Raw genomic sequence first — 26194 nt, 5'->3', positions numbered from 1 at the left:
AGATCAACGTCGAGCGGACGGAGCTGGAGCGAACAGTTCAGTCAAATTTGTAGGAGGCCTGGAAGAACGTGCCCCACCGCTCCATGCGATAGTCCCCGGGAAAGGAGCCGTGAGTAACAGGATAGCGGCCGGCTTCCTCGGCTATGGTTATGAGTTGCTTTCGCTGGTTAGGAGTCCACATGGCCCAATAACGACCACCGACGCCGACGCTGAAGTTCTTGGTGATGAAGTAGGATAAAACTGCCTCGACCTGCACGCCACCGCCACCACTCCCGCGTTGATCGAAGAAGGTCGTGAACGGGCGCAGCAGATGGTTGTCGCGCCCCTGGAAATCCGTCCACGGCAGGTAAGCAACATCGGCACTCATGCGCCAACGATCAAGCAACATGGTCTCAGCACTAAGGCCGATGCGCAGCGCATTCCAATCAGTGTCTTGGCTGCCCACAATCCTTTTATCGCCTCGCGCCAGACATGGAACGTAGGGCGAGGCGATCTGAACGCAGCCTATCGTGTCAGACTTCTGGCCGTAGTAGCTCCAGCCCATAAACCCACCAACCTTGTAGGTGCTGCCGCGCAGAAAATCGTAGCCGGCATCGGCGGTGTAGTACGTGAACCTTCCGTTGGCCTGACCCGATATTGTGTTTTGATAAGCGACGTCCACGCCCCAATCTTCATCGTTCACTTTTCCGTTGTTGAAGCGCCCAACTCCGATATTGCCCTTCAGAAAGATTCCCCAAGGGCTGTCCAGCCGCTCGAACAACTCACCGGAAATCCCGTCCAGCCCATGATAGGTGAGCCTTGATATAAGATCAGTACTCCCGACATCCCATTGAAACCTCCCCCGGCTCAACCACAGCCGTGTGCCGCCTTCCAGCGACCACCCGTCAGCAAGGCCACTGGGCGAGGCGCTGACGGTCGGCTTCGTTGCGTATGGCGGCGTATCTCGCCATCCTGGCGTCTGTGCGAGTGCGTCAAAATGGTAGTTCAGTCCAAGTTTTCCGATGTGATAGCTGCTGGACAGGCCGGTGGTGTTGGCGGGGACGGTTGCCGGCGGCGGATATTGCAGGGTCGGAGGAGTCGCAACACTTGATCCGTTGAACTTCAGATATTCGTACTCAAGGCTCAAGGACCATGCATTCGTGAGTGCTTGCTCGACGCCTACGCCGATGGTGCCACCGACACGACCATCGTCGAAACGGGTGGAGGTCTGTGGCGCCAGGCCAGATGGGTTAGTGCGGCTAGCGAATTCGTTGTTGTTGGCGACAACGCCGATATTGCGCTGCCAGGCCAAGCCCCCCTTGAGATAAACAAGTGTTTGGCCATGCGGGCCGAACGCATACCCAAGGCGACCCGTTCCGGTAGCAAACACACTTGGACCGGCGCTGCAGTTTGCGCTGATGATAGAGCTGGAGGCTGCAAGACAGGTGTTTGTACCGTCTGAGGCAGCGCGACTAGCATCCAGTTCAACGCCGAAAACCCAGCGTTCGCTCTGCCAGTTGTAGCCGATCTGACCTCCCGCCAGGAACACAGGGGTTTGGACAACGTCCCCATAGAGCGACTTGCCATAGGAATCGCTGAATGATGTTTGCCCGTAGCCCCCGCCGACGTGCCCACCGATATATCCTCCGGTCCACCTCCAGACGGCGGGTGGGGCCTTTACTGCCGGCTTAAGATCGGCCGAATTGACGGCACCGCCTGCAACGAGCGCAGCTGTTGTGACGCAGCAAAAAAGAAGTTGGGGTCGCATTTCACCTCACATACACAAAACGCGCGCCAAAACTTGCAACGGCAACTCAATGGCTGGCGTTGGTGGCTCGCTTCCGCGGCGATTGTGGTTTGCAGGATCTAAGCCAACTGATGCAATGCGCATTCGCTGCGGCTTTCGATCGCCATGTTGTCTCAGCAACAAGATCGGTTAGTTTTGTAACAGGCGGCGTGTCCAGGACCGGACACGAAACGCATGCTGCACGGCTTCGACCGATTGAATAGATGGATGCTCTCGAAGAGCCTTTCTCCTGCTCCACGCCCCCTGGGCTGTCGTACTTCTCAGTCGTTTCGGAGGACGCCCGCGAAGCCGATGAGGACACACGCAGGCGACGAGTTCGTAGACGGCGTCGCTCCGTCAACGAACGCAGCAGTGTTCGCAAAGCAGCTCGGCAATGAAGTGCATCTTGGGGAGCAGGGCGTCCTCCATCGGCTCATGCGCAAGCCATACAAAAAGCGGATGAGAATGCCATCGATGCTCGATCGCACCTCGCCGACATCGAGCGCCGGCTCACGGGCGAACCTCGCCTGACCGCGCGGGCGCTTCTCGGTCGCCTCCCTGAACAACGTCCTGATCAGTTCCATCCGCCGCAGCACACCATCGTGCAGCGTTTGTTGCGATCGCTCAGACGCAAAGCAGCCGAGACGATCATCCAGCGCACGGCTGGTGCGCCACTGGCCGGTGATCCCGGGACTGAAGCCGCCGCTGCGTGTGACGGGCACTTCGCGAGGGTCCCAGTCCCTTCGATCCTGCCAGTCCGAGCTACGTCTGCCAAGCGAAAGTAGGATCCTCAGGTGAGGCACTACAGGGTCAAATTTGCAAACGATGACGTTATTGCGTCAGCACTCGCGGCCACGAAAGCTCCGTTCTTGTCGAGCTCTCGTAACCAAGATTCGGAGGAGCTGTCATGAGGCAATACGGCCTGGATGTCTCGCAAAGAGAGACTTCTGTTTGCGTGTCAACGAGACTGGTCGAGTGATCTTTGAAGGAAAGGCCAAGTCTGATCCCGGCGATCTGTCCAAGCTGCTTCCCAACCTGCGCCATTGGCGGATGGTACTGGCTTCGAGACGGGCGCGATGGCAAGCTGGCTTTCTCACGAGCTTCGTAGGGTTGAAGTCCCCATCGTTTGCATCGAGCAAGGCATGCACACGCAGCACTGTCGGTCGCATGAACAAGAGCGATCGGAATGATGCTCGGGGCCTTGCCGAACTGGGGGCGGGTTGGGTGGTATCGAGAATTCAAAATCCAGAGCGAGGAGAGCCACAATGTTCGAGCGATACTTGTCGCGCAATTCGCCTTGTGTCCATGCGCCGGATATCGAGAACCAGGACCCCAGTCTGATGAAGAAATGTGGGTTGCTATTCCCTTGCGCGATTGGCCAACAGTTCTTAACCAGCTCGGGGAGTTATCGGGCGAAGATCATCGACTCCTCAACATGATCGAGCCACTCCTGTCAATTCATGAGCATATCTGCCAGCAGCAGATCAAATTCGACGAGGAGGTCCGCCGATCTGGGAAGTCTGACGAGACGACGCCTCGCCTAATGACGGTTCCTGGTGTTGGCCTGGTGACTGCCGTGACCTTCCGCCATACGATCGATGACCCGCCCCTGCGATCGGCCTCGACAGTCAGTGCCTATCTCGGCCTCACACCTCTGCGCAACCAATCTGGTGAAACTGACACTAGTGGCAAGATATCTCGATGGGGCGATTGAGTTCTCCAAATCTACCCTGTTTAAGGCAGCGACCGTCCTTCTCTATCGGACCAAGCAATGGTGTTCCCTCAAGGCCTGGGGAATCGCGAAGCGGGTCGGTATGAAAAAAGAAAAGGTCGCCATTGCGCGCAAGATCGCTGTGATCCTCCACGGCATTTGGGTCTATGGCACGCCGTTCCACTGAGGCCACGCGCCGGCCTGACATTATTTTGCAAGTTCCTGACCCGGTTCGCCGGGCCCGGCGATGTCCCGCTGGGCGGTGGTCGTGGTGACCTCGGTCAATCGGCTGTGGGGGCTCGCCCGCACGCCATTGCAAACGATGAGGCACCCGATCCGGACATCATCATGAGGCGCTTGCGACCTTCGGAAAGGACCATGACCCCAGCGGCGCGCAGCTGAGGCGAGTAGGTAATGGCTAATCGGTCCAGGACTACGAGCTGGCTATCGATCTACCAGTCGCGCTCGCCCCGTCTCCGCAACCTCAACCCGCTCCAAGGGGTCGAGCGCTATCGTCTTGCCGAATGGCTTCAAAAAGAGAATTGGCATCAATCCGCAATTAAAAGGCCGATTGACACAACCATCGCCGACATGGACGCGACTCGCGTTGCTGCTGCGCAGGGGAGCACTTGGCGGTACTGGAGGGGAGCCTGGACGGCCTGACCACGCGCCAGATTGCGGCGGCGAACGGGTGGACGACGGCAAGTCCAGCGAGCGCAAGGCCTTGGTAGCGCAGGATTTTCACTTTGAGGCGTTGGTTGGCGATGGAGCAAAAGCTCGCGGCCTGACAATGAAATCATGATCCAGCCAAATTGAGACCGAAATCGCCAATCACATCTCCCGCGCCCTCGAGCGGGAGAGATGAGAGACGTGACGAAAGAGCGCCGAAACAGGGGTATTCGCATAGCCGAGATCGTTATTGATGGTTCTCCGATGCGCTGTAAGGTGCGCCATCTCACGGCTTCCTCCGCAATCGTTCAGACCTTGGATGCGCCTTTTATGCCAGCCGCTTTCGGTCTGCGCATTCCGAGCGTTGGACGTAATTTTTATTGTTCCGTCATCTGGCGTGACGGGCGACGGTTGGGCGTGACATTTCTCAACTAACCGCCAATTTCTTTTGTAGAAAGACGTTCCTACGCTGAACTCGGACGGTATTCAATTGTAGGCAGATTTCTTTCTCGACGCGACGATGCATCACTCGCGCGGGTTCGATCCCCGCGTAATTGGCCGGACTGAGGGCCTTGCGGACCTCTGTGCGGCTCTCATTTTTACCACACCCATCGACATTGTTGATTGAGGAGAAGGATACATGACGAGGCTCGCCGACGTGCTCGAGCTATCGAGTCACTGGGCTTCGATCCTGCTAGAGCCAAACATGAGCAGATCGTCCTTCCATGTCCCATCCGAAGGCATTGATCGTCAGAACGGCAACAAGAAATGGACCTCGCTGATGAGAATGCCAAGAACGAGCGTGGGCCAGCGTCATCTTACCCAACTCCTCATCGGCGAAGCCGACCAAGTTTCCTTTAACAACGCTGCGACTGGCGCCGATCAACAAGGTCTCCGGCGGCCGAATGCTCTCGTCCCGAACGCGCCGATCAGGCGGCCGGGGGGCGGCGCTTCTCCACGCGTGCCGCCGTGACCGTCGGTCGTACAGACACCGCTCGGCGGGTTTTATGGACGGCTCTCTGGGCGCATCGGCAAGGAGAAGGCCGTGACCGCCACGGCCCGCAAAGGCAAGTGGCCATGGATCGCATCCTGCGCTGTTTCGACGAAGGTGTCGAGGAATGATCACCCGCAAATTCCGTGGACGCCATTGCCAATGATAAGGTCGGAACTCGTTGAGCGTATCGCCGGTCGAAATCCGCGCCTTTATCAGCGTGACGTCGAGAACATTGTAAATGCAATCCTGGGCGAGATCGTCGCTGCGCTCGCGCCGTGATCGGGTTGAGCTTCGAGGATTCGGAGTGTTTTCTGCCAAGCAACGGCCGGCGCGCATCAGCAGAAATCCGCGAACGGACGCGCTCGTGCAAGTCGACAAGAAGCGCTTCCGCTCTTCAAGGCCAGCAAGGAAATGCACGACCGACTAAACAGTGAAGCCAGACCGAAAGACAGCAACTTTGCCGTCCAAGGCGGTCTGAGGGCGTCCGGTAGTCTAAGTGGCCGGGCTGAGCTGGTGTGGTGAATAAGCAACGTTAATATTGCTTTCGCAACCGCAAGCGTCGTTGATGCTCCACAAATCTCAATAGAGGAGGCAATCTGGCGTCGGTACCGGGGCTGGACTACATTGGGTCTTATTAAGTTATTTCCCGGGGGAGCCGCGGATCAGATCTGCGACTCCATTTTACTCCATGAATGTCTTTGAGAAGATATCGATGGCCATCCAGGATTTAAGTGACGCAAGCGTCCATAAACTCTACGAAAATATTCGGCAGCAAGTTGCGGCCGATCTGCGCCTAGGCAGCAAACATCGTCTGTTGGGCGAGACTGCGAAACGAGAAGCGCTGCGCCTTGAGGAAGAACTGAAGCGCCGTCGAATTCCGTATACCCCCATCAGTTGGGGCTGACGCTCGATCCAAATGAAGCCGGCGCGAGCCGCCGCGACACGTGATCAATCTGATGAGGATTGAAGCCGTCCTGCCCGGTCCTCGATGGTGGGAATACCTTGGCGCTGCTAGGTATCAAACGCAGCCCAGATTCTCCGCCCATTCAGCGCTCCCGCGCCTCCGTTTCATCGCCTGCGCCGCGCAATCTCGTCAGCGACTGCGCTCGTGGCGCGCACCAGCCGCTCATGCAGAGTCTCGAACATGTCGAGAATCTCATCATTGGATTCATTCCTGCCTTCTTCGATAGCCTCGGCAACCAGTTCGTCGAGAGGCGTCTCCTTCAATTGACCTTTCTCGAGCAGGTGTTCAAATAGTCCGTCGCTGTCGGGCTGCGGCTGGATGCGGCCGTCGGAGTTGCACCAAACCCCGATTGTCTGATGCCTCATAACGGCTTGCTCAACCATCTCCGCCTCCAGTGGGATCAACGTACCCCACGCCTCATCCTCCTCATCGACGAATCCCGCCACGTACATCTGTTGCTCCTCAGCGTCCTCATCGCGAGGGCGGAAGAACGGCGTAAGGACGATTTGAGGGGATTCTGCCATAACAATCTCTCCAAGAGGTTCAAGCACTAGTTGCATTGGTACATGGCAGTATCAGGGCCTGCGCCGACACGCCAGCTCATCCAAAAACTGCAAACTGTGGGAGCGGCGGTCGGCGACCCACAAACAATTCGTTCTCTCATTCATCGCTCTGGCGGATAAACTATTCTGGCGTGCAACGTGATCGAAGTGGACGACTTCTGTCATCTCCTGTGGTCATGGTTGTGCCCACCTGCGCATAGGTAAGAATTCGACCCGTTCCAATGATGAAGGACCCGAGCATCGTGGAGGTCGGGCGGCGGAAATCCCACAGGATTTCCGCTCGCGATCACAGTCGTCTCCGCTATACTCGGGCATGCGCCGTGGTGGTGGTGGAAGGCGCGACCGTCAGACCTCTATCTCACGGAGCCCACCGCTATGATCATCTTCGGACCGCTGCTCGTCATCACCGGCATTGGCTTCTTTTGCTGGCTGCTGTTCACCCTTGCTGTCTTTGCGCTCCCGTTTTTCGTCGGCCTCACGACCGTCGTCTGGGCCTTTCATACCGGCGCCGGGGTGGTCGGCTGCATTGTCTTAGGCCTCGTCGCAGGCGGCGCGACTTTCGGCATCGGCCAGCTTGCGCTCGCCTATGTGCCGTGGACCTGGCTCCGGCTGCTGATCGTCGTCCTCTACGTCGCGCCCGCCACTGTCGCCGGTTACAGCGCCACCCACGGAATTGCGCTGATGGCGGTGCCTGCACCGATCTGGCAGGCGATCTTTCCAGTCGTGGGCGCCATTGCCGTCAGCATCACGGCGTTCATCCGGATCACTGGAATGACCGCCGGACCTGCCGGGTAATGGCAGGGGGCATTGTAGCTTCACGTCGGCGGACGGGATTGGATCAGATGTACGGAACGCTCTCGGTTTTCATCGCCGAGTCAAATGCGCGCGTCGAAGCTCGAGCAATCTCCACAAGGCCAGCTTCGTCACGCCCTCATGGCGGTATGGACCAAGCCGTCACCTCTCAAATATCGGCCGACAACGGATGTGAACGGGCCGTCCCCGCCGAGGCGCGATCTCGAACGCCAAATCCGTCCATTGCTGACAGGAGAGGGCGCCTGTCACCATCGAACTCATTCGCCGGGCTCTCGGTGCGACCGAAATCGCCACGTTCTCCTCGATATCAGCTCTGTCCGGCCGAGCGCACCGAACGGCCTCTTTGATGGATTGATCTGGCCGAAGGCCGGCTGAAGCCTCGATCGCCTAAGGCGCAACAGCGGCGTCACAACTTTCTTCCCCTGCCGGCTGCGCCGTCATTCCTCGCGCGAGACAAGAAAGGTCCTCCTTTGCTGTCGAGCCCCTTCGGGGTGCGCCGTCGATCGCCTCCGGCCCTTCGATCACCATCGAGGCCGCAAGGTGCGGGCTCGGAAAACAGAGATCAAGGAGAACTTCCATGGCGACCATCGGCACCTTCAAGAAGACCGGCAACAACGAGTTCACCGGTGAAATCGTGACCCTCTCGCTCCAGACCAAAAACGTCCGGATTGTCCCCGAGACCAATCGGTCTGGCGAGAACAGCCCCAGCCAGCGCGTCTATGCAGGCCGGGTTGAGATCGGCGCCGCCTGGGCCAAGCGCTCCAACGAGGGCCGCGATTATCTCGGCCTCAAGCTCGACGATCCGAGCTTCACCGCTCCGATCTTCGCCAACCTCTTTGACGACGAGGAGGGCGAGGGCTTCAGTCTGATCTGGTCTCGCCCCAGCCGTCGCAACGGCGACTGAGCCGATCCACAATGCCTCGCCCGGCTGGTCCGGGCGGGGCATCACCATCCGCCAGGTGTGCCGGGCGGGCTTGCAATGAACGGCAAGGGAGCAGTTGGGTACGGCGGAATAGATCCCGGTCAGCAGCGCGAGGCGGTCACGGTTTGACTGGACACGTTTCGTTGGCCTCCAATGCGCTCGACAATGTCCTGCCAGCTCAAGTCGTCAAGTGGCCCGCTTTCCGCGTAGCGTGCCGCGCGCTTTCTTCTGCAAGAGATCCGCTGCTTCGACCCCTAATTCACGGGCAAGTCGATCGAGAACGTCAATGCTGGCTGCATACCGGCAGCGTTCGAGTGAACTGATGTAACCGCGATCAATTTCGGCGCGATGGGCAAGCTCCTCCTGAGACAGGCCTGCGGCCTGCCGATGCTTTCTCAAATTGCGCGCCAGAATCTCCCGTATCTCCATGGAGATGAGAGAGGTCTATTGAAGAGTATTTCACCACGGAGTATTCTCTACAATCGGCACGGCAGTCCCCAATGAACGAAGCTGCTGATGTGCCTCAAGCCCGAACCGAATGCATGATGAAACGTTGGCGATCAGCGCGGGGGGGCAGACGGTACGGACTACGTACCGCCGAGGGCGTCAGCAGGATGCCGAATCGGGTTGCGATTTCGTGCCAGGCGCGCTCAGCGAGCGCCGGTTCACGATTTAGAGAGCGCCGGTGCCTCGCGAGCCATCGTTCGCCGCTTGCGGGCACACCGTGATGCGGCCTATGCATCACGGTGGAGGTCGCGCGACATTTCGCGACGTTGCGAAGTTCCCGCCGTCAAATGAATGTCCGGCATTGCTTTGAGGCTGACGGAGATGATTGCAATGAACGAACTGCCATTTCAGGACCGGCCGCCACAAACCGATCGCGTGAACGCCTACGATGAGAAACATCTTGCAATCTACGTCCGGTTGTTAATGGCCGAAGAAGAGGGCGCCGACTGGCGTGAGGTCGTCGAAGTGCTCTTTGGCCTTGATCCATCCCGAGAACCCGATCGCGCCAAGATCGTCCATGACAGCCATCTGGCCCGCGCGCGATGGATGACGGACGCCGGATATCAGCATTTATTGGAGCCGCGGATGCAGTGAGCTGCCCTGTCACGCAAGTTGCGATCACGCGTGATGCAACTTCGAGGTCTAGCTTGCCTGCCCCTCTTTTCTGATCCTGCCGTGGCCTTCGCTGGGGAGCGCGGAACGTGAAGAAGCAAGAGGACACACTATGCCCACGCAGTATTGGCGCTCGCCGGAGACGATTGAACGCCTGAATCGTCTCGAACGCCCGGGCTTTGCCCTCGAGTTCCTTCGCCGCAACGCTGACTATCGCCGCGACTTCGCTCGTGCACAGCGCCAGATCACGCGTGAGGGGGCTGATCCCAAGACTGTCCGTTCCGAGCTTGCACGTCGTTGGAGGTTACGGTGTCGCCCATGACCCCGCCTCTCCCGTTGGACTTGAACCCACCATTTGGCTGCCGCAGGTATCGCCGGGAACGCTGATCCTGGAGCCGGCGCCTTCCGGATTCGATATCGCCACGTCGGTCGGTCGTAACGTCCTCGGGGAGCCGCTTATCGAGCGGATCGATGCCGACGGACGTGAGCTGGTGATCACAGACGGATCAGGCGAGCTCCACTTGCTCATGCGAGACGAGCAGGCTGCGCGACGTCCTGCTGTGCTCGTGCCGCTCGACAGCATGGGCGAACTGCGGCTCGAGGTGGCGCTAAACTTCGTTCGTCGCCTTGGGGGCCAGCGCATCGCTCTTCTGCCGGCGGCTCTACGGCTGACGTCCTTTCAGAAACGGCGATTGATCCAGCTCCTTCACGCCTTCGACGTCCACGACCTGGGCGGCGGCCCGCGCGAGGTGGCCGCAAAGGTGCTAGCTTCCGATCACGCGCGGCGTCGTTCGGTCGAGTGGAAGGATTCGCACGCCCGCCGCAAAGCAAACCGCCTCATTCACGATTCGATCGCCCTGGTCGAGCGAGGTTACCTGAAACTCCTGCGCGGCTTCTGACGCGCGCGTCAATCCTCCACGCAATCGCTACAATCACCCCCGTTTGCGCCGCGCCCCGCCGGCCATGTTGCAGCTCGCGTTGTCGCGGCCGAAAGGGGGACACGCACCTGCAAGTATTTTCGTCCACCCCCAACGCCTGAACTCTCCGCCACTTTGGCCCCGACATGCCGCGACTTGGCCGCGGCGCTTTGAGGCAAGACGGAGATCTCCCATGCTCGATCTGACCGCGCAGCTTACCACGCGCTACGTGCGCACCCCCGAGGCCGCGCGCCTCCTTGGCCTGTCGCCGCGCACGCTTGAGAAGTACCGCTGCCATGGCAACGGCCCGACCTTCCGCAAGCTGGGCGGCCGCGTCGTCTACGCCATCGGCGATCTCGAAGCATGGGCCGATCAGGCCGCCTGCACCTCAACGTCGGACCCTCGCTACGTCGAGGCCCGCGCCGCGAGCAATGCGCATCGCTGAAGGCAGCGTTCACCCATGTCGTCGCGCCGCCTCCTTGTGCCGAGCGAGCGAAGCAAGCTCGATCCGTTCGTTATCGCCACGGGCGATGCCAGCCCGCGCGATCAGCGTGACTTGATGGAGCGGCCATTCTTCTCGCTCGCGAAGGCCAAGCGCACGAGGCCGATCCTCTACCAGGCCGGCGACGTCAGCGTCGAAGTCTATGCGGTTCCCGAGCACGGCATGGCAACGATCTGGGACGCCGACGTTCTGATTTGGGCCGCCAGCCAAATTGTCGAGGCTGAGAACCTCGGTCTGAAGACCTCGCGTTTCCTGCGCTTCACGCCCTATCAGCTTCTGATCGCAGTCGGCCGGCAGACCGGGGCGCGCGACTACAAGCTCCTGAAGGGGGCACTGGCCCGCCTCCAGGCGACCGTTATCCGTACCACCATCCGGCAGGGCGAACATTGGCGGCGCCACCAATTCTCGTGGATCAACGAATGGGAGGAGTGCGCGAGGGCCGACGGTCGCGTTGAAGGCATGGAGTTCGTCCTCCCCGACTGGTTCTATCGCGGCGTCATCGATCGCTCCCTCGTTCTCACCATCGATCCGGCATACTTCAGCCTGACCGGCGGGATCGAGCGTTGGCTGTACCGCGTCGCGCGCAAGCATGCCGGCCGCCAGCCGAGAGGCTGGCTGTTCGAGGTCGCGCATCTTCACGAGAAATCCGGCAGTCTCGCCAAGCTCGCTGACTTCGCCTTTGATCTCCGCCGGATCGCTGCGCGTCAACCGTTGCCAGGCTACTGCCTGAGCATCGAGCGCAAGGATCGGCGCGAGCTATTGCGTATCCTGCCGAGCAAGCCATCCACAGCTCCTGTGGATGGCGCTGTGAATCAGCTCGGGACTTCGGGCGTTCGCACGATCGGGACTTCGGGCGTGCCCGTATCGGGATTCCGGGAGTGCAAACCACAGCTAACGCTTTGGCAAGACGCGACGATCCCGGAACGTAACTTAGAGTCTAACTTAGAATCTAACTGTTGTAGTGGGCCGGTGCGTGTTGCGGATAACGCCGCCGCGAGCGCTGAGCCGCGAACCAAGCATTCAAGAGAACAATCTCCACCGCTTTCCGGCCGTAAGACGGGAGGCCAGCGATGATTGTCGCGTTGCTCAACCAGAAGGGCGGTGTCGGCAAGACCACGCTCGCCCTGCACCTCGCCGGCGAATGGGCGCTGCACGGAAAGCGCGTGACGCTAATCGATGCCGACCCGCAGGGCTCGGCATTGGACTGGTCGCAGCAACGGGCGCGGGAGAACGTCGTGCGGCTGTTCGGGGTCGTTGGCCTTGCTCGTGACACGCTCCATCGCGAGGCGCCGGAGATCGCGCGCGCCGCCGATCACGTCGTCATTGACGGACCTCCGCGCGTCGCCGGACTGATGCGCTCGGCGCTATTGGCGGCCGACCTCGTGCTGATCCCCGTGCAGCCATCGCCGTTCGACGGTTGGGCATCCGCCGAGATGCTGGACCTGCTGCGGGAGGCCCGCATCTATCGTCCGCAACTCGCCGCCCGCTTTGTGCTCAACCGCTGCGGCGCACGCACGATCATTGCCCGTGAGACAGCTGAAACACTCGCCGATCACGATCCGCCGGTGCTTACCAGCACCATCGGTCAGCGCGTCGTCTTCGCGGATGCCGCGCAGTCCGGCCGGCTCGTCTTCGAATTTGCCGACGAGAGCGCAGCTGCCCGCGAGATCGCCGCGCTCGCCTCTGAAGTTGCGAGGTTCTCACCATGAGCGAGCGCTCCATCAAGCGCGGCTTCGCCTCACGTCCCGGCGATGCCGAAAGCTGGATCAAAGCCAACGACGCGTTGCCGCGCCGCATGGAAGACGCGCCGGCATTCACCGCGCGTCTGACCATCGACGTCACGCTAGCGCTGCGCGGCCGCATCAAGGTCGCCGCGTTCCAGCGCGGCATCACCGTCGCCGACATGCTCCGCGAGTTGCTAGCGCGCGAGTTCCCACCGACACCGGAGAGCCGTCATGAACGACAATGAGGCCTTGCCGCCGCGTGCCGTGCCATCCTCCCATCGGCGCGGCGTCGCGCTCACACATGTCGAACTGACCTGGATCGAGAAGAGGATCGAGCACTGGCTGCGGTTCGGCCACCGCGCCGAAGAAAGGATCCTCGACCGCCGCCGCAGCGTTTCAAGTTTTGCACCCGGCAGCATCTTCGGCTTCGTCCGCTGGGCGTCGAACGACTATGGCACGGTGGTCTCGCGCATGGACATCGTTCGTGCCGTGGAGAGTGGCCAGCGCTATCAGACGCTGCCTTTCGTGCGTCCCGGCGGCGAGATCCTGCTGCGCGTCGATAGCTGGCCGAAGGTCGAGCGCGTGTTGCAGGCGGTCGATGCCATTGAGGCACTCGCCATCGATCCGGCCGACGCCGCGCCCGAATACTGGCGCCATCTCCACAACCGCCTCGCCGCCGGCAACGTGCCACGCGCCTACACGCGCGAGCAGCACGTTGCCTGGCTCAAGCGCCGGAGCGTCACGCCATGACTCGCTTCGGTTACGTCGTGATGACCTACATTGCGGTGCTCGCCGGCTGTGGTTTGGCGTTCGTTGATCCCGCGCCGCGGCTGATCTGGAACGCCACCGCAAGCACGCCGACAGGATTTTACACGCTGCATCCCGTTGGAGAGCTGCGCGATTTGGAACTGGTCGTGGTGCGGCTCCCAGAACCGATCGCGAACTTCCTCGCCGATGGCGACTTCCTGCCAAAGAGTGTGCCGCTTCTGAAGCATGTGATGGCGCTGGCCGGGCAGACCGTGTGCCGGTCCGGCGACGCCATCACCGTGGATGCTGTCGATGTCGGCGCAGCTCACGATCGCGACCATCTCGGCCGTCCGCTGCCGCGTTGGAGCGGATGCACAACCCTTCAGCCGGGTGAGGTCTTCCTCATGAACCCGACCGTCCCGGACAGCCTGGACGGCCGCTATTTCGGCTCACTGCCTGCAAGCTCGATCGTCGCGCGCGCGGTCCCGCTTTGGACTGATGAAGCCGGCGACGGTCGTTTCGTCTGGCGTGCCGTCACCCATTGACCCGCATCCCAACCCAGCAAGCAAGGAGATTTCCCATGGCGCAAATCGGTCAGTTCACTCGCGAGAAGTCCGGTTTCACCGGACGCATTGAAACGCTGTTCTTCGAACGGATTCTCACCCTCGTCCCGGCCGAATCCTCGGATGCCGAGAACGCGCCCGACTACCGCATTCGGCTCGGCGATGGCGAAGGCCCGGAGATCGGCGCGGGCTGGAAGCGTACCGGCGAAAGGGCGGGCGACTATGTTTCGCTCATCATCGACGATCCCACGCTGCCGCGGCCGATCCGGGCCAATCTCTTCCAGTCGAGTGAGGACAAATCGGTCTGGACGCTGAGCTGGAATCGTCAGCCCCAGCGCGCCGAGCGGGACTGATCGCATGCAGGAATCCGTCACGCGTGCTGGCTGCAAGGCGCATCAAGGCTCCATCTCTTTGTTCGTGTCGTCTCCTCGCCTGATCCCCCTCAAGCACCAGTCGGCGGTCGCGCGCGGCCGTCAATGGCGACCGCAGGTTGGCGCACGGAGCACGCTTTCGACGGGCACGAGCTCTGCGGCTTGCTCACGTCACGGCGGAGACCGAGCAGGCTTTGCCGTCATCCTGCTTGCCGGCCTGCTGGTGATGGGTGGGCCAACGGCGGCGGCGCAGGAAGCACCAATCCAACGTCAACAGGTGAGCGAGCGCTATGCCACTCATGTCGCGGAAGCCGCGCAGCGCTTCGGCATTCCGGTGGACTGGATCCGCGCCGTTATGCGGATCGAAAGCGGTGGCGATCGGCGCGCAGTGTCACCCAAAGGCGCGCTTGGCTTGATGCAACTCATGCCGAAGACCTGGACGGAGATGCGCGTGCGCTACGGCCTCGGACATGATCCCTTCGATCCGCATGACAACATCTTTGCGGGCACAGCTTTCCTTCGCGAGCTGCACGACCGCTACGGCTCGCCGGGATTCCTCGCGGCCTATAATGCTGGTCCCGGCCGCTATGAAGACTACCGCGACCGACATCGTCCGCTGCCCACCGAGAGCGTCGCCTACGTTGCTGCCGTCGTCCCTTTTGTCGATGTGGAGAGCACGCCAGGAGCTCTCCTCGTCGCGGCCTCTTCTCGTTCATCCTGGACGCGGGCTCCGCTGTTTTTCACCCGCGCTGACGGACTGTCTTCCGCGACACGGGCGGCATCTGATCGACCGACGACCGACAAGCCGGCTGCGGTTCCCGTGCACGATCTCTCGGCCATCGCACCGCAGTCGAATGGCCTATTCGTCGCACTCTCGACAACAGGAGGATCGCGATGACTGCACGTTGTCATCAGCATAAGGAACGACGCTCGCCCGTCGACGTCCTTGCTGCGGAGGTCCGGCTATTGGTCGGGCGATGGCACCTTGCCACCGCCATCGGCCGCGAAGTGGAGGAGTGCGATAATAACGTGCTGACGGCATATGGGCGATGCCTTCGGCCCGCGCTCTACTCGTCGCTTCGCTCCTCACCGAGCCACCCTACGGGTGTCTCGGCCCTTCGGGTAACGATCGCTATCGCAAGCGCACGCAAACAATGGGGGCTTGCGAGTCAACTGCCAGGTCGCGGCACCCCTTTCGCAATGAATCGGCCGCCAGAAGACATGTTCGGGCAGGCGCTATTGGAGAAATTAGTGCAATGACCCGAACTGCATTTTGTCGCAAATCGCCGCGACTGCCGAGAGTCTGTTGGCTTGGAGGTTGGGCCTTGGGAGCCAGCGACCGGGAGAACACGGCGACGACCGAACGATGGCGAGATAAAAGGCCGCAATGTGCGGCTCGGTCGGTCGGTTGTTGTTGCTTTCCTTTTTTGCTGATCTGGCAATGTGCGGCTCTCGTGCGCAATGTGCGCCTCACGGTCAACGCATTGCAGGCATTTGACGTTTCGCACATTGCCGAGGCTGGCCATGACTGAGGAGAAGGAATTTCAGCCTCGGCCAGGCCGCATCCGCTCTTCGCGGAGCCAGCGGGCCAAGCCCTTCATCGCCCAGGCGCTTGCGGCTGCTCAGCGTGCCGGCGGCGGTCTTTCGCGAGCCGGCCAGCTCGCCAACCATCGTCATTCGCGCTTCGGCCGCGGACGGGTCGCCAGCGCGCGGGCAAACCGTCTGCTCACCGGCCGCTCGCGTCTGGTGACGATCAAGACACGTGTTGTCAGGCATAAAGCGAGATCGGCGCCGCTCGCCGCGCATCTCGGCTATCTCCGGCGGGAGGGCGTGACCCGGGACGGGGAGAAGGCCCGGCTGTTCGGCCCGGACACGGAGCATGCCGATCCCAAGGCCTTTGCCGAGCGTTGTCAGGATGACCGCCACCATTTCCGCTTCATTGTCTCGCCGGAAGACGCAGCCGATATGGCCGACCTCAAAGGTTTCGCCCGCGAGCTGGTCGGCCAGATGGAAGTGGATCTCGGCACCAAGCTCGATTGGGTGGGTGTCGATCACTGGAACACCCAGCACCCCCACGTCCACGTCATCGTGCGCGGTGTCGCCGAAGATGGCCAGGACCTCGTCATCTCCCGCGTCTACATCAAGGAGGGGATGCGCGCCCGTGCCCAGGACCTGGCCACACAGGAACTCGGACTGCGCTCCGATCCGGACATCCGTCGCTCGCTCGAGCGCCAGGTCGAAGCCGAACGCTGGACACAGCTCGACCGCCAGCTTGTTCGCGATGCAGACCGGCATGGGGTCATCGACCTTGCACCCGATCTGGCGCAGCAGCCTGATCAGTTCCATGCCCTGAAGGTCGGCCGGCTGCGGCGCTTGGAGAGTCTCGGACTTGCGCATCAACTCGGGCCAGGCCAATGGGTCATGGACGAGGCCGCCGAGACGACCTTGCGCGAGCTCGACGAGCGCGGCGACATCATCAAGCGCATCCACCGCAGCCTGACCGAACGTGGCATCGAGCGCGGGACCGCGAGCTACGTGCTATCGGGCGAAAGCCTCGACGTGCCCATCATCGGACGCCTCGTCGATCGCGGTCTCGACGACGAACTCAAAGGGACCGCCTATGCCGTGATCGACGGCGTCGACGGACGCACCCACCACATCAGGCTGCCCGATCTCGACGCTTCCGGCGACAGCGCACCGGGCTCCATTGTGGAGCTACGCAAATTCAACGACGCGAGAGGGCAGCGTCGCGCGGCGCTCGCCGTCCGCTCCGATCTCTCGATCGAAGCGCAGATAACGGCGAGAGGCGCGACGTGGCTCGACCGGCAGGCGGTTGCGCGCGATCCGGTGGCATTGGGCCAGGCGGGCTTCGGCGACGAAGTCCGCGACGCCATGCAACGGCGGGCCGGGCAGCTCATCGAACAGGGTCTCGCCGAACGCCAGGCGCATGGACTGGTGTTTGCGAAGAACCTCATCGGCACACTGCGCCAGCGGGAGTTAGCGAATCTCGGCAAGCAGCTCGCTGCCGAGACCGGCCGGCCGTTCAACCCGTCGGCTGCCGGCGAATATGTCGCCGGCACCTATCGGCAGCGCTTCGCGCTCGCCTCCGGCCGCTTCGCCATGCTCGACGACGGTCTCGGCTTTCAGCTCGTGCCCTGGACGCCCTCACTCGAAAATCAGCTCGGCCGACATGTCTCCGGCGTGGCCCGCACCGACGGCGGCATCGATTGGAGTTTTGGACGCAGTCGGGGGCTCGGCCTGTGAGCGATCCCTCCAATCACCGACATCAAGAGAGGACGGCCGCCATGTCCGCGACCAAAATTCTCTGGGGCCAGGTCATCACAGTCCTCGCGATCGTTCTGCTGACTATCTGGACCGCGACGGAATGGACGGCTTGGCGGCTCGGCTTCCAGCCGCAGCTCGGGCAGCCCTGGTTCGAGCTGCTCCATTTTCCGTTCTATCTCCCGCCCGCCTTTTTCTGCTGGTGGTATGCCTACGATGCCTATGCACCCTCAATCTTCATCGAGGGTGGCTACATCGCCGCATCCGGCGGCATCATCGCCGCAGCCGTTGCGATCGGGATGTCGGTTTGGCGCGCCCGTGAAGCAAACAATGCTGAGACCTATGGCTCCGCGCGCTGGGCCGAGGCAAAGGAGATCGAGCAGGCTGGCCTGCTTGGGGCCGACGGCGTGGTGCTCGGCCGGTTCGAGCGCGCCTATCTTCGCCATGATGGACCGGAGCATGTGCTGTGTTTCGCTCCCACGAGATCCGGCAAGGGCGTGGGCCTTGTCATCCCTTCGCTCCTGACTTGGCCGGGCTCCGCAATCGTCCATGACATCAAGGGCGAGAACTGGCAGCTCACCGCCGGGTTCCGCGCGCGGCATGGCCGCGTGCTTCTGTTCGATCCGACGAACGCGAACTCGTCGGCCTATAACCCCTTGCTGGAAGTCCGGCGCGGGGAGTGGGAGGTGCGCGACGTCCAGAACATCGCCGACATCCTGGTCGACCCCGAGGGCAGCCTCGAGAAGCGAAACCACTGGGAGAAGACCAGTCATGCGCTGCTGGTCGGCGCGATTCTCCACGTCCTCTACGCCGAGAAGGACAAGACGCTCGCCGGCGTCGCCGCCTTCCTGTCCGATCCCAAGCGGCCGATAGAATCGACGCTTGCCGCGATGATGCGGACGCCGCATCTGGGCGAAGCCGGCGTCCATCCCGTCGTCGCCTCCGCCGCGCGCGAGCTCTTGAACAAGTCCGGCAACGAACGCTCCGGCGTCCTGAGCACCGCGATGTCGTTCCTGGGCCTCTACCGGGATCCCGTGGTGGCAGAGGTAACTCGGCGCTGCGACTGGCGGATTACTGATATCGTTAGCGGGGACCGGCCCACCACGCTCTATCTCGTGGTGCCGCCATCGGACATCAATCGCACCAAGCCGCTGATCCGTCTGATCCTCAATCAGATCGGCCGGCGCTTGACCGAGGATCTCCAAGCCAAGGCCGGCCGGCGCCGGCTCCTGCTAATGCTCGACGAATTCCCGGCGCTCGGCCGGCTCGACTTTTTCGAGTCCGCGCTGGCCTTCATGGCGGGTTACGGCATCAAGAGCTTTCTGATCGCCCAGTCGCTGAACCAGATCGAGAAAGCCTATGGGCCCAACAACTCCATCCTCGACAATTGTCACGTCCGGGTCAGCTTCGCGACCAACGACGAGCGGACCGCGAAACGGGTGAGCGATGCACTCGGAACCGCAACCGAGATGAAGGCGATGAAGAACTATGCCGGCAGCCGGCTGGCACCTTGGCTCGGTCACCTGATGGTGTCCCGGTCCGAGACCGCTCGCCCGCTGTTGACGCCCGGCGAGATGATGCAGCTCCCGCCATCAGATGAGATCGTCATGATGTCGGGTCTCCATCCGATTCGAGCAAAGAAGGCGCGCTACTACGAGGACGGACGCTTCCAGGAGCGCATCATGGCGCCGCCGACCCTGACTAAATCCAACGACGGCCGGCCGGACGACTGGAGTTCACGGCCGCTGCCGCCGCACCCAACTCCATTGGCGTCGTTGACCGACGGCCAGACGGATGACGAAGATCCAAAGTCCGCGGATCGGCGGCGGCATCCGGAACTGGATCGAGACATCGTGGAAAAGAAGGAACCGCTCGACAATGAGTTTGCATCTGACCTCGCCGATGAACTCGATGAAGATGTCCCGCGGATCAGGCGTATGAACGACATGATGCAGGGCGTGGCGCGCCAAGCCTCGCTCGATCCTGGCGATGAGCTTGGATTGTGAGGCTGGCATGACCGCAGCGAAGAAGAAGGCCCAGATGTCGGTCTATCTCGAACCTGATGTCATGAAGGCGCTGTCGGCCTATGCCGCCCGGCGCGAGCAGTCGCTGTCGCTGATCGCCGAAGCCGCCATTGCGTCCTTTCTGTCGCCGGATGCCGATGAGCGGCGTGAGGCCGCTACTGCCAAGAGACTCGACCAGATCGACCGCCGGATCGCTCGCCTTGAGCGGGATGTTGGAATTTCAGTCGAGACCATCGCTCTCTTCATCCGCTTCTGGCTCACGACGACACCGCCACTTCCCGAACCGGCCGCCAAGGCAGCGAGGGCACAGGCCGGAGCGCGCTATGATAACTTTGTCGCCGCTCTGGGCCGCCGACTCAATCAGGGACCAAAGCTGCGGCAGGAAATCCCGGAGGATGCTCAGCAGACTGGCTCGTTTCAAGGCGACTAGGGACGACGCGACACTGAAATCAAGCCAGTGAAGTGGATGGCGGTCTCGAACCCTGCAATGGGCTAGGGCTACGGCCTATCAGTCAGGTAGCTAACCGCTTCGAGCCCGAATTTGTTGGCGAAGATCTCGCAAACGTCGGTCGCGAAATACCAACTGTGCAAGTGATGTTTGCGGCCTCTGTTGAAGTTCAACGCAACGAAACTGGCCACGAAGATCAAGATTTCCGCGATCGTTCCTGACCTGCGGTCCAAAGGGATAGCCCGCCGACGCAGGCCACAATGGCCGCGCCACATGCCATGTAGAGTGTTGCCTCCGAGGCTCCTGGCGCAATTGTCGGGATGAGATATATCGCAAGCCCGAAGCCACCTGTAAGCAGGGCTGTGAACGCTTGCACACGGCCAATCATGCCGGCATCCACAACGGTCAAAAGGTGGCCGTTGGCCGCTGCTCGCGACACCTTCCAGAGCATGCCGGCCACACAGTAGAGAACAATAGCGATGGCCCGATTCGGCGCGAGGGAGAACAAGAACAGGGATACGCCAGCAATAGCCAGGATTGCGGGTGTGAGACCTTGCAGACGTTTCGCTATGGACGGAAAGCCCACTACCGCCAATGCGACCATTCCAGTGATCGCGGCAGCCATTTCGAGCAACCCAAAAAGGCCACTATCACCGTCGAGCGATCGAATCACAAAACCCGGTAAGAGAAGGTTGGTTATCTGGATCACGGCAAATGCCAGTCCGACCGTCACCGCTGCGGAGAGTGCTTGAGGACTGGCGAGCAAATAGCTGAGAGCCTGCCGTGAAGCAGAAAGTAGACTAAGCCGTCGAGACGATCGGACGTCGCGGGCCTGCGCTGTGATCGGCTTCAGCAAAGGAAGACATGCTAGCACTACTTTGGCAGAATGTGTTTTCGCCGCTGTTTTTCAAGGATTTGCTTTCGGCAATGTGGGCACTGCTGGGGCGGCGGCCGAAGGATGAGATCGACGATGGCGTGACGTACGGCGGGCATAGTCGGTTGAGGCGGAGGCCCGTTGATTCTTTTTTTTTCGCCCCGCGTTTGCGAGGCGACGATGTTGCAGGAAGGCGTAGGCAATCATTGTCATAAGGGCGTGGCGATGAAGACCTTGCCATGATCGCCCTTCGAAGTGATCAAGTCCAAGTTCCTCCTTCAACTGTTGATGCGCCTGCTCACAAATCCACCGTCCCTTGATGGTGGCGGCCAGCGTGCGCAGATCCGTCGTCGCCGGAAGATTGGCGAGATAGTATTTCTTCTCCCCGGAGGCACGTTGCTCGCCAATGAGCCAGGCTTCGTCGCCTGGGAGATGCTGCTGACCTTTATCCCATATCCGCTGCGGAGGGCCGTCGGCGGTGCGGACACGGAGAGCAGCAAATCGGGCTTTGAGCCGACCTTTCGTCCCGCTGCGCCAACTCACGGTTTTCCATTTGGCGCTGGCCAGCATTTGTTCTGCCGCAATCGATAAGATATCGGGCACGTGGTGCTTTCGTGGTTTGCCACGGGCTTTGGTGATCGGCCAAATGAGCTTCACATCGACCGGATACACTTTCTGGTGCCGAGGGATACCGACCGCCCAGGCCAGCCCGCGCTCTGTTAGCCCTTGTCGAAACGGCGCGCTGAGGCCGTATCCTGCATCCGCCAGCACACATCCAAAGCGTATGTTGGCTGCCATCGCGCGGTCAATCTCGGCCAAAGCGATCTCCGGCTTGGACCGCGGCGTTCGGTGTTCGACTGGCACGCGAGCGCGCTTCAAGCGAGGCATGTCGCTTGTCCAGCTGTCAGGCAGAAAGAGACGTAACGCGACCATCACGGGCACTTCCCCGCGCGCAAGCGTTAAAGACACCAGCGTTTGGCAATTTGCAGTTTTACCGAGAGCCGACGCGTATTGAGCCGCAACACCGACCGATCGCTCACCCTTTTTCGGCAGTGAGGTGTCATCAATAACCAGCACCGCATCCCTGCCGCCGACAAGTCGGTCCGCCTGGTTGAGCAGCTCTGTCTCTAGCGGCGTCGCGTTCCAGACGCCGTCCGCAATGAAATGGTGCAACTGGTCGTAGTTGCTCGTGGCAAGGCGTTCCGCCATCGGCTGAACGCTCTTGCGATCGCCAGGACCGATCAATCCCGCAACATATAGAGGACACATCCGCTGTCGGGTCTTATGACCCAGCCGGTCCAAGAACGGCATCAGCCAGCGTTCGAGTTCGTCTTCCCATCCCGGCATGGTCAGCCCTCCAAGAGCCGACCACCCATGAATCATTGAACAATTGATTCGGGAATCCTATAAATCGCGGCAAAATCAACAATCTGCCAAAGTAGTGCTAGGGTTCAGACTCAATTGATCCAATAAGCGACGAGAGCGGCGAGGTGGACGGCGGCCAAGAAGTTTCTGGCAAGTTTGTCGTAGCGAGTAGCAACACGCCTGAAATCCTTGAGCCGGCAGAAACAGCGCTCGATAACATTGCGCCCTTTATAGAGGCGCTTGCTGAAGCTGTGGAGGGTTACCCGGTTGGATTTGTTTGGAATGACGGGTTTCGCGCCGCGATTGACGATTTCGGCGCGAAAGCCGTCGCCATCGTAGCCTTTGTCCCCAATGAGGGAAGACATGGGCGGCGCGAGCTTCAAAAGGGCCGGCCCTGCGGCAATGTCTGCGGCTTGTCCCGGAGTGAGATGAAATGCGCAAGGTTTGCAATCAGGGTCGCTCAGCGCGTGGATTTTCGTGGTCCGCCCACCGCGCGAGCGGCCGATCGCCTGTTCACACTCCCCCCTTTTCCGCCGCTCGCCGAGCGATGCGCTTTGATCGAGGTGGAGTCGATCGACAAAGCCACTCGGTCCTTGCCGCAGCGGGCGAGCGCTTCAAAGATCGCCTGCCAATGTCCGCGCTTAGCCCAGCGATTGAACCGATTGTAGATCGTCGTGTAAGGGCCATAGTCGGACGGGCAATCGCGCCAGCGTGCGCCGCACTGGAGCATGTGAATGATACCGCTGATAATGCGTCGATCGTCTTGCCGCGCCGGGCCGGTCTGGTTCGTTGGCAGATGCGGCTCTATCTGAGCCCACTGCTTGTCGTTGAGCCAGAACAGTCCTTTGCGCATCGAAGTCCCCCGTGCCGAATCAACTTAGCACGAGGGAATCAGAACTCGCTAATTAGGTACAGACCCTAGCATTACAGTTGCTTTTTTGATTTGAAGTGGGCGCGTTGAGCGGCAGCCTGGTGAGCTCTGCGCCAGAAGGACCATGCGATGATGTGTGCGGGTTGAATCCGCTTCCGCGCAAGTCTGATAGCAATGCGGCGGATTTCCTGGATTGACCAACGGATCAGTGGTGGGGTGGTTATGTTTTGGCTTTTGCCGGGGGGCGCCGTTTCGTTTTTTTGGGCGGTGGCGGATTAGCGCGATGTCGGATCGCGGCCATCATGGCGAAGGCGAGCATCACCAAGGACACATGACGGTGCCAGCCATGCCAGGATCTGCTCTCGTTGTGATCGAGCCCGAACTCGTTTTTCGCCGTTTCAAAGCTGTCCTCGATCGCCCATCGATGGCCTTCGACCGCGACCAGCGTTTCAATGGCTGTTCCCGCTGGGCACCAGGTGGTGAAGAAGGCGAGGTCATCATCGGCAATGCGACGACGGATCAGTAGACCGCGTGTCCACAAACCGTCATTTGCACTGTTGGACTGCTCGGCCTCGAGATCCGCCAATTCGAGATAACACCAATCGTGCAGCCGCGGTCCTTTGGTTCCGGCTCCCGCCGACAGGCGCTTCCAGTCGGATGAGCGCCGCGTCCGGGCGAGGTCTGCAGCCGTACCGGCGACCGGCGGTCGCTTGCCCCAGGATCGAAACACATGAGCGCTGCTGACCCCAAGCACGTAGCCTTTGCCTGCCCGACGTAGTTGCTGTTCGATGTTGCCAACACCGTAGACGGTATCACCGGCAACCCACTTGAATGGTACAGACCCGGCTATCGCGCGTGCGATCATTCTCGTCGCAAGCTTTGGTTTGGTCGCAAAGCCGACATCGGCAGGCACATATGTGGCTTCCAGACGATCTGGATCGTCGGTCCATTCCTTCGGAAGATACAACGCGCGATCGATGAACGCATGGCCATGACGCGAAACGTAGGCAGCGAAGACGCCGATCTGGCAGTTCGTGATCTTTCCTGCCGAACCAGTGTATTGCCGCGCCACTCCGCATGACGCTTTGCCCTGTTTGAGAAAACCGGTCTCGTCGATCACGAGCACCGCATCGTCATCCGCCAAATGCTCGATGACATAGTCGTGCACGATATCGCGCAGGGCATCAGCGTCCCAGTCTCCACGACCCAGAATCGCCTGCTGCCGCCATGGGCCGGGATCGCCAGCCGCCTCCGCGCGCATCCAACCGGTCTTGCGCTGCTCATCTCCGAGCAGACCTTCCAGGAACAGACCTGCATTCGTCGCAACACGCTCTTGCGTGAACAACGGACGTATCCGTTGCTTGATCTCTCGAAGCGACGCCGCCCACAACGCAAGCGTCGCCTCAACCGACGCGGCCCGCGCCCACGACATTCGAATCATGGTTGCCCATGGATTCAGAAGCCCGCAACAAAAGCAACTGTAATGCTAGAGCTGCCGCCGCAAACATCAGTGCGGTCGTGAGACTGCCAAGCCTGTCAATGGCAAGCCCGGTAGCACCCGTCCCGATCGCTATGCCCAACTGATTGAAAAGGGAAAGTCGAAGGGCGAACCCCATGCGCTGTGCTTCGGGGACGATTGCCTGCAAAATGCCGCTCAGTGATCCCGACAGCAGCGCGAAGCCAAAGGCTCCCAATACGCCGGAAGCGATGAGAAGGACGGGCGACAAAGATTCTGTGAGAAATCCAACGGGAGCGAGAACGGCCAGCCCCAAGGCGCGGATCGTCTGCCCCGCCACCGTGACCTGTGCCCGATCATGACGATCGGCCAGGTGGCCGGCAACCGGCGCGAGCAGTAAGCCGGCGACGCTGGTTGAAAGTAACACCAGTCCAACCAGTCCAGAACCACCCTCGTGGAAAGCTACCCAGGCTGGCAGAACAATGCCGACACCAACGATGAAGAAAGAAGCCGACGAAAACGCTATAAACAGAGGTCTTTCCGAATCTTTCACGCTGAATCTGCCTCAAGGGAGATCGTGGTTGGCGTCTCCTAATGATCTGACATATTTTCCGATTCAAGCGACAGTTTTGCATCTGACATTTGCGATGTCCTAGGGTCCACTGGGAGTGATCGCGCATCTTCGCCGAAATCTGCAGGAAACCTGCGTGGTACCGAACAAAAAATGCGCTAATAGCCTAAGTCGAAGAGGGAATATGCCGTGGTTCATTTTCACGGTCATACGAGTTTGCTGGGTTTCTCCATTGGCACGGTATTCGCCGAAGAGTACCGCAATCAGCCGACCACGGTTGATCAAAACTCCGGCGAACTCGCAAACCGAACTAGGCAGAAACATCTGGAGTTCACTTCTTATGACGTTCGACGATGTTTCCTTTAGGGCCGCTCGCCGCGAGGACGCGGAGGCGGTTTTCAACGTTACCAAGGCGTCGATCGACGGCCTTGCTCGCGCATCCTACTCTCACAACCAAATCCAGAATTGGATGGGCCACCGTACGCCGGCATTTTACGAAGAGCTCATCGCCAAGGGGCGAATGACCGTGTGTCTCCGCGGCCGTATCGTGGTCGGATTTGTCGATGCGGAACCCGGCGAAGTAACACGCCTATTTATCTTGCCAGAAGCCGCTGGCGCCGGACTGGGTCGGCAACTGCTCGAGATCGGGATTGAACAGGCACGGTTAGGCCATAACGGTCCAGTGAGGCTCGAAGCGACGATCAATGCCGAAGGCTTCTACCAAAAGCATGGCTTTAAAAGCATAGGTAGGGGCTATTTCTCTCACGGTCTCGGCGGCGAGCCTGTCGAAATCGTGCATATGGAATTGTGAACTTCGACACCCTTGCTGCTATGTGATTCTCAGCGAGTCGCATTCGCGACCTAGCAAGTATTTTTTCTCTGCTCTGCGCCGGGTCCCTACGACGGCTGAATACTTGTTGAACTGCGCCAGTTCCTGCCTTTTCTATCCATCCCCGTTG

General features: G+C 60.7%; 29 protein-coding genes and 3 pseudogenes. 23 read left to right on the top strand and 9 right to left on the bottom strand.

Annotated features, from left to right (window positions below):
• Nucleotides 1–37 precede the first annotated feature (37 nt).
• Nucleotides 38–1747: an outer membrane beta-barrel protein gene (locus IVB54_RS35975; protein WP_018457246.1), complete on the bottom strand. Its 1710-nt coding sequence runs from the start codon at nucleotides 1745–1747 to the stop codon at nucleotides 38–40.
• Between the two features lie 1204 nt (nucleotides 1748–2951).
• Here IVB54_RS35975 and IVB54_RS41875 point away from each other — a divergent pair.
• The 3 genes from IVB54_RS41875 to IVB54_RS35960 all read left to right on the top strand — a co-directional run bounded on the left by IVB54_RS41875 (nucleotide 2952) and on the right by IVB54_RS35960 (nucleotide 4278).
• Nucleotides 2952–3479, top strand: a complete 528-nt coding sequence (locus IVB54_RS41875) for a transposase (RefSeq protein WP_345947110.1) — start codon at nucleotides 2952–2954, stop codon at nucleotides 3477–3479.
• Nucleotides 3451–3663 (top strand): hypothetical protein, encoded by a 213-nt coding sequence (locus tag IVB54_RS35965; RefSeq protein WP_247776962.1) that lies wholly within the window; start codon nucleotides 3451–3453, stop codon nucleotides 3661–3663. The genes IVB54_RS41875 and IVB54_RS35965 overlap by 29 nt, the downstream gene beginning before the upstream one ends.
• Nucleotides 3664–3993: 330 nt before the next feature.
• Complete coding sequence (locus IVB54_RS35960) at nucleotides 3994–4278, top strand: hypothetical protein (protein WP_157643003.1); 285 nt, start codon at nucleotides 3994–3996, stop codon at nucleotides 4276–4278.
• Nucleotides 4279–4839: 561 nt separating this feature from the next.
• Here IVB54_RS35960 and IVB54_RS35955 read toward each other — a convergent pair.
• Complete coding sequence (locus IVB54_RS35955; RefSeq protein WP_157643002.1) at nucleotides 4840–5031, bottom strand: hypothetical protein; 192 nt, start codon at nucleotides 5029–5031, stop codon at nucleotides 4840–4842.
• Between IVB54_RS35955 and IVB54_RS35950 the strand changes: the two are divergent.
• The 3 genes and pseudogenes from IVB54_RS35950 to IVB54_RS35940 form a co-directional block, all read left to right on the top strand.
• Nucleotides 5006–5211, top strand: a pseudogene (locus IVB54_RS35950) (IS110 family transposase); the annotation flags it as partial. The gene IVB54_RS35955 and the pseudogene IVB54_RS35950 sit on opposite strands and share 26 nt — an antisense overlap.
• Before the next feature lie 87 nt (nucleotides 5212–5298).
• Nucleotides 5299–5661: pseudogene (locus IVB54_RS35945) on the top strand (HU family DNA-binding protein).
• Between the two features lie 190 nt (nucleotides 5662–5851).
• Complete coding sequence (locus tag IVB54_RS35940; protein WP_026233331.1) at nucleotides 5852–6043, top strand: hypothetical protein; 192 nt, start codon at nucleotides 5852–5854, stop codon at nucleotides 6041–6043.
• 164 nt (nucleotides 6044–6207) lie between these two features.
• Here the strand turns inward: IVB54_RS35940 and IVB54_RS35935 are convergent, their stop codons facing one another.
• Entirely contained in the window at nucleotides 6208–6627 is a 420-nt protein-coding gene (locus IVB54_RS35935) for a hypothetical protein (RefSeq protein WP_018457241.1), read from the bottom strand.
• A gap of 414 nt (nucleotides 6628–7041) precedes the next feature.
• On the opposite strand from IVB54_RS35935, the gene IVB54_RS35930 reads away from it, so the two are divergent.
• Together IVB54_RS35930 and IVB54_RS35925 are read left to right on the top strand one after the other, a co-directional pair.
• Complete coding sequence (locus tag IVB54_RS35930; RefSeq protein ID WP_018457240.1) at nucleotides 7042–7461, top strand: hypothetical protein; 420 nt, start codon at nucleotides 7042–7044, stop codon at nucleotides 7459–7461.
• Nucleotides 7462–8056: 595 nt separating this feature from the next.
• The gene (locus IVB54_RS35925) at nucleotides 8057–8383 is read left to right on the top strand and encodes a DUF736 domain-containing protein (RefSeq protein WP_018457239.1); all 327 of its coding nucleotides are present in this window, start codon (nucleotides 8057–8059) and stop codon (nucleotides 8381–8383) included.
• A gap of 204 nt (nucleotides 8384–8587) precedes the next feature.
• Here the strand turns inward: IVB54_RS35925 and IVB54_RS35920 are convergent, their stop codons facing one another.
• Complete coding sequence (locus IVB54_RS35920) at nucleotides 8588–8830, bottom strand: helix-turn-helix transcriptional regulator (protein ID WP_247293522.1); 243 nt, start codon at nucleotides 8828–8830, stop codon at nucleotides 8588–8590.
• Nucleotides 8831–9238: 408 nt separating this feature from the next.
• Here IVB54_RS35920 and IVB54_RS35915 point away from each other — a divergent pair, with 408 nt between their 5' ends.
• The 14 genes from IVB54_RS35915 to IVB54_RS35850 all read left to right on the top strand — a co-directional run bounded on the left by IVB54_RS35915 (nucleotide 9239) and on the right by IVB54_RS35850 (nucleotide 20080).
• The gene (locus IVB54_RS35915; RefSeq protein WP_026233330.1) at nucleotides 9239–9502 is read left to right on the top strand and encodes a DUF2285 domain-containing protein; all 264 of its coding nucleotides are present in this window, start codon (nucleotides 9239–9241) and stop codon (nucleotides 9500–9502) included.
• 130 nt (nucleotides 9503–9632) lie between these two features.
• Nucleotides 9633–9842: a DUF6499 domain-containing protein gene (locus IVB54_RS35910; RefSeq protein ID WP_083926468.1), complete on the top strand. Its 210-nt coding sequence runs from the start codon at nucleotides 9633–9635 to the stop codon at nucleotides 9840–9842.
• Nucleotides 9772–10419 (top strand): DUF2285 domain-containing protein, encoded by a 648-nt coding sequence (locus IVB54_RS35905; RefSeq protein ID WP_247293524.1) that lies wholly within the window; start codon nucleotides 9772–9774, stop codon nucleotides 10417–10419. Before IVB54_RS35910 ends, IVB54_RS35905 begins: the two co-directional genes overlap by 71 nt.
• Before the next feature lie 211 nt (nucleotides 10420–10630).
• The gene (locus IVB54_RS35900) at nucleotides 10631–10882 is read left to right on the top strand and encodes a helix-turn-helix domain-containing protein (protein ID WP_018457235.1); all 252 of its coding nucleotides are present in this window, start codon (nucleotides 10631–10633) and stop codon (nucleotides 10880–10882) included.
• Nucleotides 10883–10897: 15 nt separating this feature from the next.
• Nucleotides 10898–12013, top strand: coding sequence for a replication initiator protein A (locus IVB54_RS35895; RefSeq protein WP_018457234.1), 1116 nt, complete (start codon nucleotides 10898–10900; stop codon nucleotides 12011–12013).
• Nucleotides 12010–12648 carry a ParA family partition ATPase gene (gene parA, locus IVB54_RS35890; RefSeq protein ID WP_018457233.1) on the top strand — a complete coding sequence of 213 codons (639 nt, stop codon included), beginning with the start codon at nucleotides 12010–12012 and terminating at the stop codon, nucleotides 12646–12648. Before IVB54_RS35895 ends, parA begins: the two co-directional genes overlap by 4 nt.
• Entirely contained in the window at nucleotides 12645–12908 is a 264-nt protein-coding gene (locus IVB54_RS35885; RefSeq protein ID WP_018457232.1) for a hypothetical protein, read from the top strand. Before parA ends, IVB54_RS35885 begins: the two co-directional genes overlap by 4 nt.
• Nucleotides 12895–13413: a DUF2840 domain-containing protein gene (locus IVB54_RS35880; RefSeq protein ID WP_018457231.1), complete on the top strand. Its 519-nt coding sequence runs from the start codon at nucleotides 12895–12897 to the stop codon at nucleotides 13411–13413. Before IVB54_RS35885 ends, IVB54_RS35880 begins: the two co-directional genes overlap by 14 nt.
• Nucleotides 13410–13955 carry a S26 family signal peptidase gene (locus tag IVB54_RS35875; RefSeq protein ID WP_018457230.1) on the top strand — a complete coding sequence of 182 codons (546 nt, stop codon included), beginning with the start codon at nucleotides 13410–13412 and terminating at the stop codon, nucleotides 13953–13955. Before IVB54_RS35880 ends, IVB54_RS35875 begins: the two co-directional genes overlap by 4 nt.
• Nucleotides 13956–13990: 35 nt before the next feature.
• Nucleotides 13991–14326, top strand: a complete 336-nt coding sequence (locus tag IVB54_RS35870) for a DUF736 domain-containing protein (RefSeq protein WP_018457229.1) — start codon at nucleotides 13991–13993, stop codon at nucleotides 14324–14326.
• Nucleotides 14327–14330: 4 nt separating this feature from the next.
• Nucleotides 14331–15242, top strand: coding sequence for a transglycosylase SLT domain-containing protein (locus IVB54_RS35865; RefSeq protein ID WP_018457228.1), 912 nt, complete (start codon nucleotides 14331–14333; stop codon nucleotides 15240–15242).
• 626 nt (nucleotides 15243–15868) lie between these two features.
• Nucleotides 15869–17608: a VirD2 family relaxase/mobilization nuclease gene (locus IVB54_RS35860; RefSeq protein ID WP_018457227.1), complete on the top strand. Its 1740-nt coding sequence runs from the start codon at nucleotides 15869–15871 to the stop codon at nucleotides 17606–17608.
• 41 nt (nucleotides 17609–17649) lie between these two features.
• Nucleotides 17650–19632: a conjugal transfer protein TraG gene (locus tag IVB54_RS35855; RefSeq protein WP_018457226.1), complete on the top strand. Its 1983-nt coding sequence runs from the start codon at nucleotides 17650–17652 to the stop codon at nucleotides 19630–19632.
• A gap of 7 nt (nucleotides 19633–19639) precedes the next feature.
• Entirely contained in the window at nucleotides 19640–20080 is a 441-nt protein-coding gene (locus IVB54_RS35850) for a CopG family transcriptional regulator (protein WP_018457225.1), read from the top strand.
• A 214-nt stretch (nucleotides 20081–20294) separates the two neighbouring features.
• Here the strand turns inward: IVB54_RS35850 and IVB54_RS35845 are convergent, their stop codons facing one another.
• From IVB54_RS35845 to IVB54_RS35825, 5 genes and pseudogenes are all read right to left on the bottom strand, one after another.
• Nucleotides 20295–20954 carry a hypothetical protein gene (locus IVB54_RS35845; RefSeq protein WP_247776961.1) on the bottom strand — a complete coding sequence of 220 codons (660 nt, stop codon included), beginning with the start codon at nucleotides 20952–20954 and terminating at the stop codon, nucleotides 20295–20297.
• Nucleotides 20955–21005: 51 nt separating this feature from the next.
• Nucleotides 21006–22355: an IS701 family transposase gene (locus tag IVB54_RS35840; RefSeq protein ID WP_247767993.1), complete on the bottom strand. Its 1350-nt coding sequence runs from the start codon at nucleotides 22353–22355 to the stop codon at nucleotides 21006–21008.
• 74 nt (nucleotides 22356–22429) lie between these two features.
• A pseudogene (locus tag IVB54_RS35835) lies at nucleotides 22430–23190 on the bottom strand (IS5 family transposase).
• A 238-nt stretch (nucleotides 23191–23428) separates the two neighbouring features.
• Entirely contained in the window at nucleotides 23429–24649 is a 1221-nt protein-coding gene (locus IVB54_RS35830) for an IS701 family transposase (RefSeq protein WP_247285483.1), read from the bottom strand.
• Nucleotides 24612–25217 carry an MFS transporter gene (locus IVB54_RS35825; protein WP_247776960.1) on the bottom strand — a complete coding sequence of 202 codons (606 nt, stop codon included), beginning with the start codon at nucleotides 25215–25217 and terminating at the stop codon, nucleotides 24612–24614. Before IVB54_RS35825 ends, IVB54_RS35830 begins: the two co-directional genes overlap by 38 nt.
• A 358-nt stretch (nucleotides 25218–25575) precedes the next feature.
• Here IVB54_RS35825 and IVB54_RS35820 point away from each other — a divergent pair, with 358 nt between their 5' ends.
• Nucleotides 25576–26046 (top strand): GNAT family N-acetyltransferase, encoded by a 471-nt coding sequence (locus tag IVB54_RS35820; protein WP_018457222.1) that lies wholly within the window; start codon nucleotides 25576–25578, stop codon nucleotides 26044–26046.
• The last annotated feature ends 148 nt before the right edge of the window (nucleotides 26047–26194 follow it).

The sequence above is a fragment of the Bradyrhizobium sp. CW1 genome (assembly GCF_023100665.1).
GTDB lineage: Bacteria > Pseudomonadota > Alphaproteobacteria > Rhizobiales > Xanthobacteraceae > Bradyrhizobium > Bradyrhizobium canariense_D.
The sequence above is the reverse complement of the archived record's forward strand: the minus strand, read 5'-3'. Positions and strand labels throughout refer to the sequence as shown.